Origin of the sequence: Pseudomonas sp. Pseusp3 (assembly GCF_047304225.1) — a bacterium.
GTDB classification, from domain to species: Bacteria; Pseudomonadota; Gammaproteobacteria; order Pseudomonadales; family Pseudomonadaceae; genus Aquipseudomonas; species Aquipseudomonas fluorescens_CD.
The window spans coordinates 47,668-66,099 of sequence record NZ_JBGLYV010000003.1 but is presented as its reverse complement, the minus strand read 5'-3'; the positions used below and the strand labels follow the sequence as shown (position 1 = coordinate 66,099).

General features: G+C 59.2%; 14 protein-coding genes. 5 read left to right on the top strand and 9 right to left on the bottom strand.

The window, feature by feature from the left end:
- The first annotated feature begins 37 nt into the window (after positions 1-37).
- The gene (locus tag ACCD00_RS01910; protein WP_413421443.1) at positions 38-718 is read left to right on the top strand and encodes a heavy metal response regulator transcription factor; all 681 of its coding nucleotides are present in this window, start codon (positions 38-40) and stop codon (positions 716-718) included.
- Positions 718-2,067 (top strand): heavy metal sensor histidine kinase, encoded by a 1,350-nt coding sequence (locus tag ACCD00_RS01905; protein ID WP_413421441.1) that lies wholly within the window; start codon positions 718-720, stop codon positions 2,065-2,067. The genes ACCD00_RS01910 and ACCD00_RS01905 overlap by 1 nt, the downstream gene beginning before the upstream one ends.
- Before the next feature lie 138 nt (positions 2,068-2,205).
- On the opposite strand, the gene ACCD00_RS01900 is transcribed toward ACCD00_RS01905, so the two are convergent.
- The 3 genes from ACCD00_RS01900 to ACCD00_RS01890 form a co-directional block, all read right to left on the bottom strand.
- Positions 2,206-3,450 (bottom strand): lipoprotein-releasing ABC transporter permease subunit, encoded by a 1,245-nt coding sequence (locus ACCD00_RS01900; RefSeq protein ID WP_413421439.1) that lies wholly within the window; start codon positions 3,448-3,450, stop codon positions 2,206-2,208.
- A 63-nt stretch (positions 3,451-3,513) separates the two neighbouring features.
- A complete protein-coding gene (lolD, locus tag ACCD00_RS01895) occupies positions 3,514-4,197 on the bottom strand; it encodes a lipoprotein-releasing ABC transporter ATP-binding protein LolD (protein ID WP_178076692.1) in 684 nt (227 codons plus the stop codon).
- Positions 4,198-4,204: 7 nt separating this feature from the next.
- A complete protein-coding gene (locus tag ACCD00_RS01890; protein ID WP_413421437.1) occupies positions 4,205-5,455 on the bottom strand; it encodes a lipoprotein-releasing ABC transporter permease subunit in 1,251 nt (416 codons plus the stop codon).
- Between the two features lie 94 nt (positions 5,456-5,549).
- Between ACCD00_RS01890 and ACCD00_RS01885 the strand changes: the two genes are divergently transcribed.
- Together ACCD00_RS01885 and ACCD00_RS01880 are read left to right on the top strand one after the other, a co-directional pair.
- Positions 5,550-6,131 (top strand): PilZ domain-containing protein, encoded by a 582-nt coding sequence (locus tag ACCD00_RS01885; RefSeq protein ID WP_413421435.1) that lies wholly within the window; start codon positions 5,550-5,552, stop codon positions 6,129-6,131.
- Positions 6,132-6,145: 14 nt separating this feature from the next.
- Complete coding sequence (locus ACCD00_RS01880) at positions 6,146-6,868, top strand: glycerophosphodiester phosphodiesterase (RefSeq protein ID WP_007984279.1); 723 nt, start codon at positions 6,146-6,148, stop codon at positions 6,866-6,868.
- Positions 6,869-6,910: 42 nt separating this feature from the next.
- On the opposite strand, the gene sthA is transcribed toward ACCD00_RS01880, so the two are convergent.
- The 6 genes from sthA to ACCD00_RS01850 all read right to left on the bottom strand — a co-directional run bounded on the left by sthA (position 6,911) and on the right by ACCD00_RS01850 (position 14,615).
- Complete coding sequence (gene sthA, locus ACCD00_RS01875; protein WP_007984277.1) at positions 6,911-8,305, bottom strand: Si-specific NAD(P)(+) transhydrogenase; 1,395 nt, start codon at positions 8,303-8,305, stop codon at positions 6,911-6,913.
- 207 nt (positions 8,306-8,512) lie between these two features.
- Complete coding sequence (locus ACCD00_RS01870) at positions 8,513-9,535, bottom strand: FAD:protein FMN transferase (RefSeq protein WP_413421433.1); 1,023 nt, start codon at positions 9,533-9,535, stop codon at positions 8,513-8,515.
- A 739-nt stretch (positions 9,536-10,274) separates the two neighbouring features.
- Positions 10,275-10,631 (bottom strand): hypothetical protein, encoded by a 357-nt coding sequence (locus ACCD00_RS01865; RefSeq protein ID WP_413421431.1) that lies wholly within the window; start codon positions 10,629-10,631, stop codon positions 10,275-10,277.
- A gap of 122 nt (positions 10,632-10,753) precedes the next feature.
- Positions 10,754-11,164: a hypothetical protein gene (locus ACCD00_RS01860; RefSeq protein WP_413421427.1), complete on the bottom strand. Its 411-nt coding sequence runs from the start codon at positions 11,162-11,164 to the stop codon at positions 10,754-10,756.
- Positions 11,165-11,758: 594 nt separating this feature from the next.
- The gene (locus tag ACCD00_RS01855) at positions 11,759-12,850 is read right to left on the bottom strand and encodes a polymorphic toxin type 44 domain-containing protein (RefSeq protein WP_413421425.1); all 1,092 of its coding nucleotides are present in this window, start codon (positions 12,848-12,850) and stop codon (positions 11,759-11,761) included.
- A gap of 301 nt (positions 12,851-13,151) precedes the next feature.
- A complete protein-coding gene (locus ACCD00_RS01850) occupies positions 13,152-14,615 on the bottom strand; it encodes a glyceraldehyde-3-phosphate dehydrogenase (protein WP_413421423.1) in 1,464 nt (487 codons plus the stop codon).
- A gap of 363 nt (positions 14,616-14,978) precedes the next feature.
- On the opposite strand from ACCD00_RS01850, the gene mfd reads away from it, so the two are divergent.
- The gene (gene mfd / locus ACCD00_RS01845) at positions 14,979-18,428 is read left to right on the top strand and encodes a transcription-repair coupling factor (protein WP_413421421.1); all 3,450 of its coding nucleotides are present in this window, start codon (positions 14,979-14,981) and stop codon (positions 18,426-18,428) included.
- Positions 18,429-18,432: the final 4 nt, after the last annotated feature.

Genomic DNA, 18,432 nt, shown 5'->3' with positions numbered 1-18,432 from the left:
GGTATAAAGCGTTCGTACCATTTGCCACGAGTCGCCCATGAAACTGCTGATCGTCGAAGACCAACCGAAAACCGGCCATTACCTGCGCCAAGGCCTGGCCGAGGCCGGGTTCAACACTGAACTGGTGGCCGACGGCAGCACCGGTCAGCAATTGGCCCTCAGCGGCGAATATGCCCTGCTGATTCTCGATGTGATGCTGCCCGGTCGTGATGGCTGGCAGATTCTTCAAGCGGTGCGCAGCGCTGGCCTGGACACGCCGGTACTTTTTCTGACTGCGCGTGACGCCGTGGAAGACAGGGTTCACGGCCTTGAACTGGGCGCCGACGATTATCTGGTCAAGCCGTTTGCCTTCTCCGAGTTGCTGGCGCGAGTGCGCAGCCTGTTGCGCCGCGGTAGCGCCACGCCGCAGGAAACCAGCCTGCAACTGGCCGATTTGCGCCTGGACCTGATCCGTCGCCGGGTCGAACGCAACGGCCAGCGTATCGACCTGACCGCCAAGGAATTCGCCCTGCTGGAAATGCTCCTGCGCCGCCAGGGCGAAGTCCTGCCCAAGTCGCTGATTGCGTCCCAGGTCTGGGACATGAATTTCGATAGCGACACCAATGTCATCGAGGTGGCGATCCGTCGTCTGCGCCTGAAGATCGACGATGAATTCCCCAACAAGCTGATCCACACCGTGCGCGGCATGGGTTATGTCCTTGAAGAGCGCCCCGCCTGATGCGCCGTCTGTCGTTGAGCAGCCGGTTGGCGTTGCTGTTTGCCGCATGCACCGCCGTGGTGTCGTTGTTCGCCGGGGTGCTGTTCAGCCGCGCCAGTGAGGGGCATTTCATTGAACTCGACCAGCAGTTGCTGGACGGCAAGTTGATTGGCTTGCGTCGGGCCCTGCACGACTTTCAGTCGAGTGACGGCGAAGTGAAGCTGGTGGAGCAACTGAGCCGCCAGGCTGATCTGTCCCTGCGAATCACTGGCAGCGACGGCCGACGCTGGTATGACAGCTCGACAAACCTTCCGCAGGCATTGCCGAGCCAGTCCGGATTGTCGACGGTGAGCCACGAAGGCACGGATTATCGCGTCCTGAATGCGCCGCTTTTCCCGGACAAACCCGAATCACCGCAACTGACCCTGCTGCTGGACATCACCCACCACCAGCACTTCCTGCAACGCATGCAACATTTGATCTGGCTGACCGTCGGCCTGTCAGCCCTCGCCACTGCGCTGCTGGGCGCCTGGGCGGCACGCAGTGGCCTGCGCCCGTTGCGGCGGATCAGTGCGGTCGCCAGCGGTGTTTGCGCGCAATCGCTGAACTCGCGGTTGCCGGAAGACAACATGCCGCCGGAACTGGCGGAAATGGCCCACAACTTCAACGCCATGCTCGGACGCCTCGACGACTCGTTTCAGCGCCTGTCGGCGTTCTCCGCCGACATTGCCCATGAACTGCGCACGCCACTGTCGAACCTGCTGACCCACACCCAGGTCACCCTCACCCGCCCTCGCCCCATCGAGGACTACCGCGAAGCCCTGCACAGCAACCTCGAGGAACTGCAGTGGATGGCGCAACTGGTCAACGACATGCTCTATCTGGCCAAGGCTGACCATGGACTGTTGATCCCCAAACGCGAATCGCTGGAACTGGCAGAAGAGGCAGACCTGCTGCTGGAGTTTTTTGCGCCGCTGGCGGAAGACGCCCAGGTCAGGCTTAGCCGCGAAGGCCTCGGACGCATGGAAGGTGACCGCAGCATGTTACGACGGGCACTGTCCAACCTGCTGGACAACGCGCTGCGCTTCACCCCGGCCCAGGGCACGGTACAGGTCACGATTGACGAGCAAGCCGATTGCCTGAGCCTGCGGGTGGAGAACTCGGGAGACGGCATTGATCCGCAGTTATTGCCGCGCTTGTTCGACCGCTTTTACCGGGCTGACCCGGCACGCCGCGAAGGCAGCAGTGAACATGCGGGATTGGGGTTGGCGATCACCCGGTCGATCATCCGCGCCCATGGTGGGCAGATTCGTTGTGAATCGGAGCGTGGATGGACGCGGTTTGTGATCGAGTTGCCAAGGGGGAATTGAGGCCGGCAGGGCCGGCTTGCGTCACCTGTAGGAGCTGGCTTGCCAGCGAAAGCGGTTTCCGCAAGTGTCATAGAGGCTAGCAGGCCCGGCCTCTTCGCTGGCAAGCCAGCTCCTACGAAGAGCTGGCGGTGTAACGGCTTACGAATACCGCAGAGCGGTAGCCGGCTCGATCTTCGCCGCCCGCCATGCCGGGTAAACCGTGGCCAGGAAGCTCATGACGAAGCCCGCCGTGCAGATCAGCGCCACGTCGGCGCCTTGCAGCTCGGACGGCAGGTTGCTGACGAAATACACATCGGAACTGAAGATGTGCTGCCCGCTGACCCGTTCGACCCAGCCGACCATCTCGCTGACATTCAACGCGGCAATCACGCCCAGCACACCGCCAATCAAGGTGCCGACGATGCCGATCACGGTGCCCTGCACCATGAAGATCGCCATGATCTCCCGCGGCGTGGCACCGATGGTACGCAGGATCGCGATGTCCGCGCCCTTATCGTTCACCACCATGATCAGGGTCGCGATGATGTTGAACGCCGCCACCGCGACGATCATCAGCAACAGCAGGCCGATCATGGTTTTTTCCATTTTCATTGCACTGAACAGGCTGCCCTGGGTGTGGGTCCAGTCGTCAGCCTTGTAGGCGGCGCCCAACCCCGTGGCGATGTCGCTCGACACTTGTGGCGCGGCATACAGGTCCTTCACCGCCAGGCGCACGCTCTGCACCTGATTCGGCTCCCAGTGCTGCATCTGCGCGGCATCGGCCATGTGGATCAGCGCCATCGTGCCATCCAGTTCGGCGCCGACCTTGAACACGCCGACCACATTCAGGCGTTGCATGCGTGGGGTAATGCCGCCCGGCGCATTGCTGACTTCCGGCACGATCAGGGTGATCTTGTCGCCAACGTTCAAGCGGAAGCGGCGCGCCGTGATCTCGCCGATCACCACGCCGAACTCACCCGGCTTCAGGGCTTCGAGACTGCCCTGGACGATATGCTTGGCAACAATCGACACCTGGCCTTCCAGCGCCGGGTCGACACCGCTGACCTGGATTGGCTGCATCGTGCCCTTGTAAGAGAGCATGCCTTCCATCTCGGTGAACGGCACCGCCGCCGTCACCTCCGGGTTTTTCATCGCCGCCGCTGCCACCGGCTTCCAGTCATCAATCGGGTTGACGCCGACGATGGTCGCGTGAGGCACCATGCCGAGGATGCGCGAGCTCATTTCGCGCTGAAAGCCGTTCATCACCGACAACACCACGATCATCGCCAGTACGCCGAGGGCGAGGCCGATCATCGACGTCATCGAGATGAAGGAAACAAAGCGATTGCGGCGCTTGGCGCGGGTATACCGCGCGCCGATAAAGATCGATAACGGTCTGAACATTCGCTGGGGCACCGTATAAGAATAAAAGACCCGACGCCTTTTCGGGCACCGGGTTTCAGCCAATCAGATGGGCGTGAGGCAACCTTCCTGCAGGTGCAGGACGCGATCCATCTGGCGGGCCAGGTTCATGTCGTGGGTCACCACCAGGAACGCCGTGCGCATCGAGGTGCTGAGCTCCAGCATCAAGTCCTGGATGCCCTGGGCGGTGTGGGCGTCGAGGTTGCCGGTCGGCTCGTCGAGCATAACCAGGCCCGGTTTGTTCACCAGGGCGCGGGCGATGGCCACACGCTGACGCTCACCACCGGACAGTTCGGCCGGCTTGTGCTCCAGGCGATGGCCCAGCCCTACCCGCTCCAGCAACGCCGTGGCCCGTTGACGCGCTTCAGGGATCGCCGTCTTGCCGATCAGCAGCGGCATGCAGACGTTTTCCAGGGCGGTGAATTCCGGCAGCAAGTGGTGGAACTGGTACACGAAACCGAGGGCGCGATTGCGCAACAGGCCGCGTTTCTTCTCGCTCAGCGCCGACAGTTCTTCACCGTCGAGCCAGACGCTGCCCTTGGTCGGTGTATCGAGGCCGCCCAGCAGATTGAGCAAGGTACTTTTGCCCGAGCCCGACTTGCCGACAATCGCCACACGTTCGCCCGGATGCATTTCCAGTTGCAGCCCGGCCAGAACCTCTACCGACTCCGGACCTTCCTCGTAGGATTTGCCCAGGTTGCGGCAGCTCAAGATTGCTTTATCACTCATGCCCGACTCACTCATAACGTAGCGCCTCCGCCGGCTGGGTGCGCGCGGCACGCCAGGCTGGATACAGGGTGGCGAGGAAACTCAGGACCAACGCCGCGGAGCAGACCATCACGACGTCCTGGCTCTGCACCTGCGACGGCAGGTAATCGATGAAGTACACGTCGGCGTTGAGGAATTTGTGGCCGATCAGGCCTTCGAGGGCCGAGATCGCGGCACTGACATTCAGCGCGGCGAAGATGCCGACCACGGCGCCAATGGCCGTGCCGACCACGCCAATCACGGTGCCCTGCACCATGAACGTGCGCATGATCGTGCCCGGCGTGGCGCCCAGCGTGCGCAGGATCGCGATGTCGCCCTTCTTGTCGTTCACCACCATCACCAGAGTGGAAATGATGTTGAACGCCGCGACGGCAACGATCAGCAGCAGCAACAGGCCGATCATGGCTTTTTCCATGCGGATCGCCTGGTACAGGTTGCCGTGGGTACGGGTCCAGTCGCGGGCATAGAAACGGTCTTCGCCAAGATCGCGGGCGATGCTCCACGCGGTGCGCGGTGCCTGGAACAGGTCGTCGAACTTCAGGCGCAGGCCCTGGACCTGATCCGGTTTCCAACGATGCAGCCGGGCCAGATCCTGCAGGTTGGTGACGCCGAGATAGCCATCGAGCTCACCGGCGCCGACATGGAAAATGCCGACCACGGTAAAGCGCTTCATGCGCGGGAACATCCCGGCCGGGGTCACGGTGACCTCCGGGGCGACGAAGGTCAGCTTGTCGCCGACGGCGGCACCGAGCTTGGCCGCGGCCTTGTCGCCGATGACGATGCCGAACTCGCCCGGCACCAGATCGTCGAGTTTTCCCTGCGTCATGAAGTGATCAATGATCGACACCTGGCGCTCTTGCACCGGGTCGATGGCATTGAGCAGGACTTTCGAGACCTTGCCGTTATTGGTCAGCAAACCCTGCATTTGCGTAAACGGCGCCACGGCCGTCACCTGCGGGTTCTGCCTGACCTTGGCCGCCAGGCTTTGCCAGTCGCTGATCGGCTCGCCGGACTCGATAGTCGCGTGGGGCACCATGCCCAGCACGCGGGTGCGCATCTCATGATCGAAGCCGTTCATCACCGACAGCACCACGATCATCACGACTACGCCAAGGGCGAGCCCGATCATCGAAGTCAGGGAAATGAATGACACAAAATGATTGCGACGCTTTGCACGGGTGTAACGCGTGCCGATAAATACGAAGAGAGGTCTGAACATGTCGGGGCTTGTTCGGAGGGAAAAGGAACGTCCTTGTGGCGGGGGTCGATAACCAGCTTTACACTCAGACCACCGCCGCTACCATGGGTTCGCCATGTCGACATTAGATGAAGAAGATCGCCGCGAATACTACCGTATCGAGGATACGATCGCACTGGAAATTCGGCCCCTGTCCGCTACTGAAGCCGCAGGCCAGGAAGTGTTGCAGGATGCTTCCCCACTCTTCAACTTGCTCAGCGAACTGCACCTGAGCGAATTCGAGTCGCAACACCTGTTGCGCCAGATCAGCGAACGCGACCGGACCATCGCGGCGTTCCTCAAATCCCAGAACAGACGCATCGATTTGCTGAGCCAGGTGATCGCCATCACCGCGCTCGGGCAAATCGGCGAACCGCAGCCGGTGATCATCTCCGAAGGCGGTGTCGACTTTCAGCATCCATCGCCCATTGCCACCGGCGCACGCCTGTCGGTCAAGCTGGTGTTGATGCCGCAAGCCCTGGGTCTGCTGCTGCGTGCTCGCGTCACCCATTGCGACCGCAAGGGCGATGGTTATGACGTCGGCACCGAGTTCGAGCACCTGACCGACGCCCAGCGCCAACTGTTGGCCCGCCACATCTTGCAAAAGCAGGCCCAGGAACGACGCCTGGCCCGCGAACAACTCGAATCAGGCAATTAATTTAAGGAAGAACCGTGACTCTCATCTACGGCCATCGCGGCGCCAAGGGCGAAGCACCGGAAAACACCCTGACCAGCTTTCAGGAATGTCTCAAGCACGGCGTGCGTCGCTGCGAACTGGACCTGCACCTGTCCATGGACGGCGAGCTGATGGTCATCCACGACCCGACCCTCAAACGCACCACTGACCGTCGCGGCAAGGTCGTCGAACACACGGCGGCCGAGCTTGTGACCTATGACGCACGCAAGGGTGGCCCGGGCTGGATCAAGCCCTGCCCGATTCCGACCCTGGAAGAACTGTTCGAGAAATGCGACTTCGATCACTGGCAGCTGGAAGTCAAAAGCGCATCACGGATGCGTGCCGCGACCACCGTGCTGGCGATTCGCGAGATGGTCCAGCGTCATGGCCTGATGGACAAGGTGACCATCACCTCGAGCTCCCGTGAAGTGCTCAAGGCCGCGCTGGAGTTGGTGCCGGATGTGTCCCGGGGGCTGGTGGCCGAATATGCCTGGCTCGACCCGCTGAAGGTCGCGGCCAGTTATGGCTGTGAAATTCTGGCGTTGAACTGGACCCTGTGCACGCCGGAACGCCTGCAAAGGGCGCAGCGTCAGGGGCTGCATGTGTCGGTGTGGACCGTCAACGAGCCTGCGCTGATGCGCAGACTCGCCGACTTCGGCGTTGACAGCCTGATTACAGACTTTCCCGGTTTGGCCACCGCCACGCTCGAGAATTGCTGAAATCGGTCTCCCCGGCCGGCTCAGGCCACCGGCCGGAGCCGCTCAAAAAAGCCGGTTGAGGCCGTCGTAGGCCGCTACCCGATAGGCTTCAGCCATGGTCGGGTAGTTGAACGTGGTGTTGACGAAGTACTTGAGCGTGTTCAGCTCGCCCGGCTGGTTCATGATCGCCTGACCGATGTGCACGATCTCCGACGCCTGATAACCGAAGCAGTGAACGCCCAGCACTTCCAGGGTTTCACGGTGGAACAGGATCTTCAGCATGCCTTGCGGCTCGCCGGCGATCTGCGCCCGCGCCATGCTCTTGAAGAACGCCTTGCCGACTTCGTAAGGCACCTTCGCCTGGGTCAACTCCTGCTCGTTCTTGCCGATCGAGCTGATCTCCGGAATGGTGTAGATGCCGGTCGGCACGTCGTTCACAAAGCGCCAGCTACCGTTGTCCACGATGCTGCCGGCAGCCGAACGCCCCTGGTCGTGGGCGGCACTGGCCAGGCTTGGCCAGCCGATCACGTCACCGGCGCCGTAGATGTTCGGCACACAAGTGCGGTACGCCTCGTCGACTTCGATCTGGCCACGGCTGTTGACCTTCACGCCGATGTTTTCCAGACCCAACTGGTCGGTGTTGCCGGTACGACCGTTGCACCAGAGCAAGGCGTCGGCCTTGATCTTCTTGCCGGACTTGAGGTGCAGGATCACGCCATTGTCCACGCCTTCGACGCGGTCATAGTCTTCGTTATGGCGAACCGTGATGTTGTTGTTGCTGAAGTGATAACTCAGGGCCTGGGAAATTTCCGAATCCAGGAAGCTCAGCAACTGACCACGGTTATCCACCAGCTCGACCAGCACACCCAGGCCGCTGAAGATCGAGGCGTATTCGCAGCCGATCACGCCAGCGCCGTAAACGATGAGTTTGCGCGGGGTGTGGCCGAGGCTGAGGATGGTGTCGCTATCGTAGATACGCGGGTGGTGGAAATCGATGTCCGCCGGGCGATAAGGGCGCGAACCGGTAGCGATGATGATGTGCTTGGCCACCAGTTTTTCGACCACACCGTTGGCGCAGACCACTTCGATGGTTTGCTCGTCAGCGAAGCTGCCGGTGCCGAAGAACACGTCGACGCGGTTACGGGCGTAGTAGCCGGTGCGCGAAGCGACTTGCTTGGAGATGACTTTCTCGGCGCTTTTCAGCACGTCCGGGAACGAGAACCAGCGCGGCTCACCAATGGCCCGGAACATCGGGTTGGTGTTGAACTGCATGATCTGCCGCACCGAGTGACGCAGTGCCTTGGACGGGATGGTGCCCAAGTGAGTGCAGTTGCCGCCGACCTGGCGACGACTATCGACCATCGCCACCTTGCGCCCTGCCTTGGCGGCGTTCATTGCCGCGCCTTCCCCCGCCGGGCCGGAACCCAACACCACCACGTCGTAGTTGTAGACAGCCATGCGTACTCCTCAGAACAGGCCGCGGCACCCTCGGCACCTGCGGCTAAATCACGCCAACCTGTGGCATGAAGGAACAATTTGGGGCCTGTGCAGAACCCGGACACAGTCTATAGAAGCGTCAACGCCGCGCACATTAACCCTTGGTCGCGTCGTAGGCTACTTTTGCCTGCACTACAACGCCAGTTTTCAATGCTCGAATCGCCACAATCACTCGGTTTTTTCGCCACTGAGGCGTTCAAAAGCGTGACTGCTGCGTGTGACGAAACCTGTATCGGCACGAATCACAAAAAATGCACCGATATCGTGCTTTTCTGCGTAGTCCCAACCGCGCTCCGGGCCGAGAATCAGCAACAGCGTCGATAAGCCATCGGCCATCAACGCCGAAGGATGAATCACCGTGACAGATGCCAGGGCATGTGAGACCGGCGCACCGGTACGCGCATCGAAAGTGTGGGAAAAACGCCGACCGCCCTGCTCGAAATAATTTCGGTAGTCGCCGGAGGTAGATAGGCCATAACCGTCGACAAACATGACGCGCTCGGCGACTTGCCGGTCATCCCGAGGCTCTTCCAGGGCGATCCGCCATGGCGAACCGTCGGCCTTCCTGCCGGACGCCTTGAGCTCCCCCGTCGCTTCCGCGAGATAATCGTGAATGCCCATTGCCTCGAGTCTTGCGGCAATCGTGTCCACCGCATAACCGGCGGCGATGCTGTTGAAATCGACCTCGACGGCGGCGTCCTTGCATAGCTGGTCGCCATCGATGCGCAAATGTTCGTGGCCGACGCGCTGGCGGACTTCGGCGAGCGCTTCGGCGGTCGGGACCTTTTCCTCACGGGCCTGCGGACCAAATCCCCAGAGGTTCAGCAACGGCTCAACCGTCAAATCGTAGGAACCGTCGCTTTGCACCGACAGTTGCTCGCCCACACGGACCAGTTCGAGGATCGGCGCCGGCATCGCCTGACAGCGGTTGGCCGGCAGTGCATTGAAGCGTTCGATGTCGGAATCGCTGCGGTAAGTCGACATTTGCCGGTCGACTTCGGCCAGGATCTTTTCGACTTCTATCTGGACGACTGCCGGCGCGGGAACACCGGCGTGACGGACGTACTTGATCGAATACGTGCTGCCCATGGTGGGGCCGCCGAAAGACTCCATCGAATCGCCATGGCCGCAACCAGACAACAGGCCAATCCAAACGATCAGACCGCCCAGGCGCCAGCTCAATACATCCATCTTTTACAGCCCGCCCCGACATAGCCCCAAGGCCGACCATTATGCACCACCCCTGAACCGGCTTACCGGCAAAGACGACTGCAAATGTTCAATGTGTAGGAGCGAGCTTGCTCGCGATGGTCGTCAACGATAACGCGTGCTGACTGGTTAAACGCAGCGCTCTTGACTCCATCGCGAGCAAGCTCGCTCCTACAAAGTTCTTAACCGAACAGTACTGGCTGCCAATGTTGGTCTTTTCATGGAGTCGCGGTATCCGTGGTGCATTGTTTCAAGCGACCCGAATCCGTGCCACTGCCTTCGCTGAGATCAATGTCGCCGCTGGCGTCGAGGTATATGTGCGTATAGGACCATGTCGGGGTGATATTTACGCAGTGTCGGAGATCTTTATCGTTCCACCAAGAGATCTCCATGAAAAACTTCTCATCTGGAAACAAGGACCCATGATCCCGTGTGCTGCTGCCTGGAGGGAGGCCTCCTTTGTAAATCCGGTGTTGCACATTCCAGATGAACCGCAGTTCGTCAGCGCCGTTCTTGGAGTAATGGACGGTTGCGGTAGGCAACACAATAATTCGCCAGAGGACAATCAGCAAAAGCACCAGCAGGGGCAGTAATAGCGGTAGCAACGGAATCCATAGCCACCGAATGTAACGCGACCGAGGTTTTTTAGGCGTGGACACGGACTTCATATCCCCAAAGTCGCGCTACAAAATGTGTAGTCGTTTTTATTCCTTTGCCTCTTTCATGGGCTAGCCGTGTCTGTGGTGCATTGTTTTAGTCGATCCGAATCCGTGCCGCTGCCTTCGCTGAGATCAATATCGCCGTTGGCATCAAGGTAGATGTTCGTATTCGGCCACCTCGGAGTAATGTTGACGCAGTGGGCACGAACGTTTTTGCTCCACCAGGATATTTCCATAAAAAAATCGTCATCAGGAAACAGAAAACCGTTATCGACTGTACCTCCGCCGGGCTGCATCCCGCCCTTGTATATCCGGTGCTGGACATTCCAGATGTACCTGAGTTCCTCCCTTCCATTTTCGGAGTAGTGAATGGTCACGGTCGGAAGTGCGATATCCCAATGGTCGAGAGCCAGAAGCACAGCGAGAATCCACAGCCATCGATTGTGCCGTATTCGGGGTTTATTTGCAGACGTGGACACAGACTCCATCTCCCCAGAATCGCGCTACAAAAAGTGCAGTCTTCTTTTATCACCTTGCCTCTTCATGGAGTCGCGGTATCCGTGATGCATTGTTTCAAGCGACCCGAATCCGTGCCACTGCCTTCGCTGCGATCAATGTCGCCATTGGCGTCAAGGTAAATGTGCGTATTGGGCCACTTAGGGGTTACGTTAACGCAGTGTCGGAGAGCGCCATCGTTCCACCAGGAAATCTCCATGAAAAATTTCTCATCTGGAAACAAGAAGCCATAATCACGTGTACCGCCCCCAGGCTGCATCCGCCCTTTGAATATCCGGTGCTGTACGTTCCAGATGTATTTAAGTTCCTCTTTAGCATCTTTGGGGTAATGGATAGTCACAGTAGGCAACCCAATATCCCATTGGGTAATGACCAGAAAAACAACTGGGATCCATAGCCACCACTTGTGCGATCTTCGCGGTTTACTTGCAGACATGGACACGGATTCCCTCCCCCCAGTTCTCTGGAGCAACTGCTAACACTTTATTCATGATCATCTGCGCTATTATCCCGCCATCAGGGTGCTGATTGGCGGGTTTTATACCGGTGCTTATCGACACTCTATCAGCTATATCATCCCACGCTCGCAACTCAGCATAAGGACCGACCATAAAATGAGGGTCGGGCGTTATATTTTTTAATATCGCACTCATTTCTGAGGGCATTCCTTTAATCGATCTGAATCGGTTCCGCTAGCGTGACTGCTATCGAGAGATCCATCTGCCCCAATATATATACTAGTCGTAGGCCACTTAGGATTTATAGCTATACAATGACTTTTTCCTGAGGCAGTCCAGTCAAACCGCATAAAAAAATCATCATTTGCAACAAGATGGCCGGGGCCTCCTGTAGATTGGCCGGGGAAAATTTCCCCTCGAAATATATCGTGCTGGGTATTTAGAACAAACTCCAACTTCCCGCCTCCCTCCTTTGAGAAATAGATTTTTACCCTCGGCACGGAGACATACCAGATAAAATACATCAGAAACAATATTACTAGCAGTCTACGCATAAACAAATGCAGCACCTTTTATTCGCATTTGTGGACACTTATACCTTTCCCCCAATCAGCAGGATCCCCGGCAAGCACTTCATCCATAATTATCTTGGCACTGACCCCTTCGGTTGAATAAATTCTGAAAAGGCTTACACCAATAGCTATAGACTTCCTATCCGGTATGTCATCCCATGCCCTTAATCCCTTTATGTCCTCTGAACGATTAGGGCCGGGCCTATTTTCCCAATCCTGAAGCTTACGGACCGCGTCGGAAATGATCTGCTCAGCACCTGCGCCATCCAGCAACACCCGCTCGGAAAAACCTGCAGCCATTCCTACGTAGCCATAATGAATATTCGACCAAATGTCATAAAAATAATCGTACCTTCCCTGTTTGTGGCGAACATCACCTCCAAAGTTGGCCTTTATCTTCGGCTTGTGATCCCAAGACCGATTCTGCCCAACCCGCTCTGCCCACAGCGCAAAAGCCTCGGCTTTTTTGGCAAGGGCGATGCTGTGGAAATTGGGTTGACGGCCGAGTCGGAGATAAAATGGAATTTCCATGTATTTACTTGTTTCAGCCTCAGGGTTATAGCTATTCAACTCCTTCATTTTCAGCACCGAAGCATGGGTGATGTTTCGATTCATCTCGCCGGCAATGTAGGCGGCAAGCTCTTCCATTTGATCAGGATGGTTACAGGCTCCGCCTCCATCAAGGTTGCCGAGTGGGGCAGTGACTTTTTCTGCAAGCTTTGGATCGGCCACCCCGGATTTCGTCGTAAACCCGCTATCCGCTTGAGTCGTTGGCGACCCGGCGGCGCTGGTGGCTTGCCGTGCAGGACTGGCCTTATTCCGATAGCTGGCGGTGAACACCGAGGGAATCAGTTGCGCTTTACAGGGGCAACCACTATGGCTGTCCAGCGTGCCCGCCATGGCTTTGCCATGACTGATCATGTGCGAAATGCCGCCGACAATTTTGTAAGTCTTGCCGTCCTTGCCACAGGTGACTCGATCACCATCGCGGGCATGGGCAATGCCGTACATCATGATCCGGGTGTCACCATCCAGGACCTTGCCGCCACAGGTGGTCTTGTCGTCCAGGCCAATGTAATAACCCTTGCTCACTGTTACTTCTCCTTATCATTCGGCCGTCCGCAATAATGCGGTGGACGCTAACAGCGTCGCGACCCCAACGGCAGGGCCTGCAGGACGATCAGGAAATTTCGCCAAAAGAAACAATCCATTTCCTACAAGAGTGTTTCTAAAGCGGATTTCTTCGGAAAGAAAAGTCAGAGGGGTCGATAACAATCGGCATGAAAAAACGGCCTGTCGAACCACGCATACCCACAGGACGTTGCGCCCATGCGGGGCGCACAAACAAAAACGCCCCGACCAAGGTCGGGGCGTTTTCATGTGCAGCTAAGGCTTAGCGCGGGAATGCTGGCGGGTTTACACCGGCCATGTCTTCCATCACGCGAACCACCTGGCAGCTGTAACCGAACTCGTTGTCGTACCAAACGTACAGAACAACGCGGTTATCCTGGGTGATGGTCGCTTCAGCGTCCACTACGCCTGCGTGGCGCGAGCCAACGAAGTCGGTGGAAACCACTTCCTGGGAGCTCACGTAGTCGATCTGCTTGTGCAGGTCCGAGTGCATGGCCATCTGGCGCAGGTACTCGTTGATCTCTTCGCGAGTGGTGGCCTTTTCCAGGTTCAGGTTCAGGATAGCCATCGACACGTTCGGCGTAGGAACGCGAATCGCGTTGCCGGTCAGCTTGCCCTTGAGCACTGGCAGCGCCTTGGCGGCTGCGGTGGCGGCACCGGTCTCGGTGATTACCATGTTCAGCGGCGCGGCGCGGCCACGACGGCTGCCCTTGTGGAAGTTGTCGATCAGGTTCTGGTCGTTGGTGAACGAGTGAACGGTTTCGACGTGGCCGTTGACGATGCCGTACTTGTCGTTGACTGCCTTGAGCACCGGCACGATGGCGTTGGTGGTGCAGGAAGCCGCCGAGATGATCTTGTCGTCAGGGGTAATGTCGCCATGGTTGATGCCGTGAACGATGTTCTTCAGCGCGCCCTTGCCAGGTGCGGTGAGGATCACGCGAGCAGCGCCCGGGCAGGACAGGTGCTGGCCCAGGCCGTCGGCGTCACGCCATACACCGGTGTTGTCGACGATCAGCGCGTTTTCGATGCCGTACTGGGTGTAGTCGACTTCGCTCGGGCTCTTGGCGTAGATAACCTGGATCAGGTTGCCGTTGGCGGTGATGGTGTTGTTGGCTTCATCGATGGTGATGGTGCCATCGAACGGACCATGGACCGAGTCACGACGCAGCAGGCTGGCGCGCTTGACCAGGTCGTTCTCGGCGCCCTTGCGGACAACGATGGCGCGCAGTCGCAGGCCGTCGCCACCACCGGTTTTCTCGATCAGGATGCGTGCCAGCAGACGGCCGATACGACCGAAGCCGTAAAGGACAACGTCGGTGCCTTTGCGGGCGGAAGCGTTCTGCTGACCAACCACGTCGGCCATCTCTTCACGGACGAACTGCTCGGCACTACGGCCATTGCCTTCGGCCTTGTATTTGGCCGCCAGCTTGCCCAGGTCTACCGAAGCGGCGCCGAGCTTGAGCTCGCTCATCGCCTTGAGCAGCGGGAATGTTTCGTGGACGGAGAGTTCGGTTTCGTCGGTCTGGCGATGACGGGCAAAGCGGTGCGCTTTGAGGATCGAAATCACCGAGCGGTTGATCAGGCTGCGGCCATAGATCGAGCTCACCACGTTGTTATTGCGGTAGAGCTGACCGATAAGCGGAATCATCGCTTCTGCGAGTGCTTCACGGTCGATCCATTCACCAAGACACTGGTCGGGCTTCTGAGTCACGGGAACCTTCCACATGTAGGGGCAGAAAAAAGGGGCTACATTATGCCGCCGAGTGACAGCGGTAGCAATGCGCGCCCGTCGTGCTTTACGTAACAAATCGTCGTTCAAAAAAATTACGCCTCGCTCCAGCCCAGTAAAACCGGGGCTTTCAGCACAGTCAATTTTTTGGAGCCAAAGTCTCGTTGTCCGTAACCCTCCGTAACACTCGTTGTTTTTGCCACTACATATTCATTAATTCTAGGTAAAAAAGCGCAGAATTTTGTCTTTACCACTACATTTCGCCAAACCCGTGCTTTAGACACAGTCAGCAACTGACAGGCGGCATCGTAGACCGCTACAATTACCGACTTTGTCGCAACGCTTGGAGCTCAACCTTCCGTGCCCGTTCTGCGTCTACCGCTTCTCCCTGCCGCGGCAGGTAAACAGCACTGGGGCAACCTGCCCGGTGCCGCCCTGAGCCTGGCCATTGCCGAGGCCGCCAGCGCTGCCAAGCGCTTTACCCTGCTGCTGACCGCCGACAGCCAAAGTGCCGAACGGCTGGAACAGGAGCTGGGTTTCTTCGCCCCGGATTTGCCCGTACTGCACTTTCCCGATTGGGAAACCCTGCCCTACGACCTGTTCTCACCGCACCAGGACATCATTTCCCAGCGTATCTCGGCGCTCTATCGACTGCCGGAGTTGAGTCATGGCGTGCTGGTGGTGCCGATCACCACGGCCCTGCACCGCCTGGCGCCCACCAAATTCCTGCTCGGCAGCAGTTTGGTGCTGGATGTCGGCCAGAAGCTCGACGTCGAGCAAATGCGCACCCGGCTTGAAGCCACCGGTTATCGCTATGTCGATACCGTGTACGAGCATGGCGAGTTCACGGTCCGCGGCTCGTTGATCGACCTGTTCCCGATGGGCAGCAAACTGCCATACCGCATCGACCTGTTCGACGACGAAATCGAAACCCTGCGCACCTTCGACCCGGAGAATCAACGCTCCATCGACAAGGTCGACTCGGTCAAGCTGCTGCCGGCCAAGGAGTTCCCGCTGGAGAAAGAAGCCGTGACCCGCTTCAAGGCGCGTTTTCGCGAGCGCTTCGATGTCGATTTCCGTCGCTGCCCGATCTTCCAGGACTTGAACAGCGGGATCACCCCGGCCGGTATCGAGTACTACCTGCCATTGTTCTTCGAAGAAACCTCGTCGCTGTTCGATTACCTGCCACAGGACACGCAAGTGTTTTCCCTGCCGGGCATCGAACAGGCCGCCGAGAATTTCTGGAACGATGTGCGCAATCGCTATGAAGAACGCCGTGTCGATCCTTCCCGCCCTTTATTACCGCCAGCCGAGCTGTTCCTTCCAGTGGAAGACTGCTTCGCGCGCCTGAAGAACTGGCCGCGCGTAGTGGCCAGCCAACAGGACATTGAAAGCGGTGGCGGCCGCGAGCGCTTCCCGGCTCGAGAACTGCCGAACCTGGCCATCGAAGCCAAGGCCACCCAGCCATTGGCGGCACTGGCTGGTTTCCTCGACGAATTCCCCGGACGCGTGCTGTTTACCGCCGAATCCGCAGGCCGCCGCGAAGTGCTGCTGGAACTGCTGGAACGCCTGAAGCTGCGACCGAAAACCGTCGACAGCTGGCCGGACTTTGTCGCCGGCAAGGAGCGTCTGGCCATCACCATCGCACCACTCGATGAAGGCCTGCAGCTCGACGACCCGGCCCTGGCCCTGGTTGCCGAAAGCCCATTGTTCGGTCAGCGCGTGATGCAGCGTCGGCGTCGCGAAAAGCGCGCCGATGCCAACAACGATGCCGTCATCAAGAACCTCACCGAGCTGCGCGAAGGTGCGCCGGTGGTGCATATCGACCACGGTGTCGGCCGCTACCTGGGCCTGGCGACCCTGGAAATCGACAACCAGACCGCCGAGTTCCTCGCCCTGGAATACGCTGAAGGCGCCAAGCTGTATGTGCCGGTGGCCAACCTGCACCTGATCGCCCGCTACACCGGCAGCGACGACGCCCTGGCCCCGCTGCACCGCCTCGGCTCCGAGACCTGGCAGAAAGCCAAGCGCAAGGCCGCCGAACAGGTTCGCGACGTGGCCGCCGAGTTGCTCGACATCTATGCACGCCGTGCGGCCCGTGAAGGCTACGCCTTCGCCGATCCGAAAGCTGACTACGCCACCTTCAGCGCGGGTTTCCCGTTTGAAGAAACCCCGGACCAGCAAACCACTATCGAAGCGGTGCGCGACGATATGCTCGCGCCCAAGCCCATGGATCGCCTGGTGTGCGGCGACGTCGGCTTCGGCAAGACCGAAGTGGCGATGCGCGCCGCGTTCATCGCCGTGCATGGCGGCAGGCAAGTGGCGATCCTGGTGCCGACCACCCTGCTCGCCCAGCAGCACTACAACAGCTTCCGCGACCGTTTCGCCGACTGGCCGGTGACCGTGGAAGTGATGAGCCGCTTCAAGTCGGCCAAGGAAGTGAACGCGGCGGTCGCGGACCTGGCCGAAGGCAAGATCGACATCGTCATCGGCACGCACAAGCTGCTGCAGGACGACGTCAAAATCAAAAACCTGGGCCTTGTGATCATCGATGAGGAACACCGTTTCGGCGTGCGCCAGAAAGAACAGCTCAAGGCGCTGCGCAGCGAAGTCGACATCCTGACCCTCACCGCCACGCCGATTCCGCGCACGCTGAACATGGCGGTGTCGGGCATGCGCGACCTGTCGATCATCGCCACTCCGCCGGCCCGTCGCCTGTCGGTACGCACCTTCGTCATGGAGCAGAACAAGAGCACGGTCAAAGAGGCCTTGCTGCGTGAATTGCTGCGTGGCGGCCAGGTCTACTACCTGCACAACGACGTGAAGACCATCGAGAAGTGCGCCGCCGACCTCGCCGAACTGGTACCGGAAGCCCGAATCGGCATCGGTCACGGGCAGATGCGCGAGCGCGAACTCGAACAGGTGATGAGCGACTTCTACCACAAGCGCTTCAACGTGCTGATCGCCTCGACCATCATCGAGACCGGCATCGACGTACCGAGCGCCAACACCATCATCATCGAGCGCGCCGACAAGTTCGGCCTGGCGCAGTTGCACCAGTTGCGCGGTCGGGTCGGACGTAGCCACCACCAGGCGTACGCCTACCTGCTGACGCCACCGCGCCAGCAAATCACCCCGGACGCGGAAAAGCGCCTGGAAGCGATTGCCAACACCCAGGACCTCGGCGCGGGCTTCGTGCTCGCCACCAACGACCTGGAAATCCGTGGCGCCGGCGAACTGCTCGGTGACGGCCAGAGCGGGCAGATCCAGGCTGTCGGTTTCACGCTGTACATGGAAATGCTCGAGCGCGCAGTGAAGTCGATCCGCAAGGGCGAGCAACCGAACCTCGATCAACCGCTGGGCGGTGGCCCGGAAGTCAACTTGCGGGTACCGGCACTGATTCCGGAAGACTACCTGCCGGATGTCCACGCCCGCCTGATTCTCTACAAGCGCATTGCCTCGGCCACCGATGAAGACGGTCTCAAGGATTTGCAGGTGGAGATGATCGATCGTTTCGGCCTGTTGCCGGAACCGACCAAGAACCTGATCCGCATCACTGCATTGAAATTGCAGGCCGAGCAACTGGGCATCAAGAAAGTCGATGGCGGCCCCCAGGGCGGTCGCGTCGAGTTCGCCGCACAGACGCCGGTCGACCCGCTGACCCTGATCAAGCTGATCCAGAGCCAGCCAAAACGCTACAAATTCGAAGGCGCCACGATGTTCAAGTTCATGGTTCCGATGGAGCGCCCGGAAGAGCGCTTTAATACTGTAGAGGCGCTCTTCGAGCACCTCGTTCCGAAAACTGCTTGAAGGA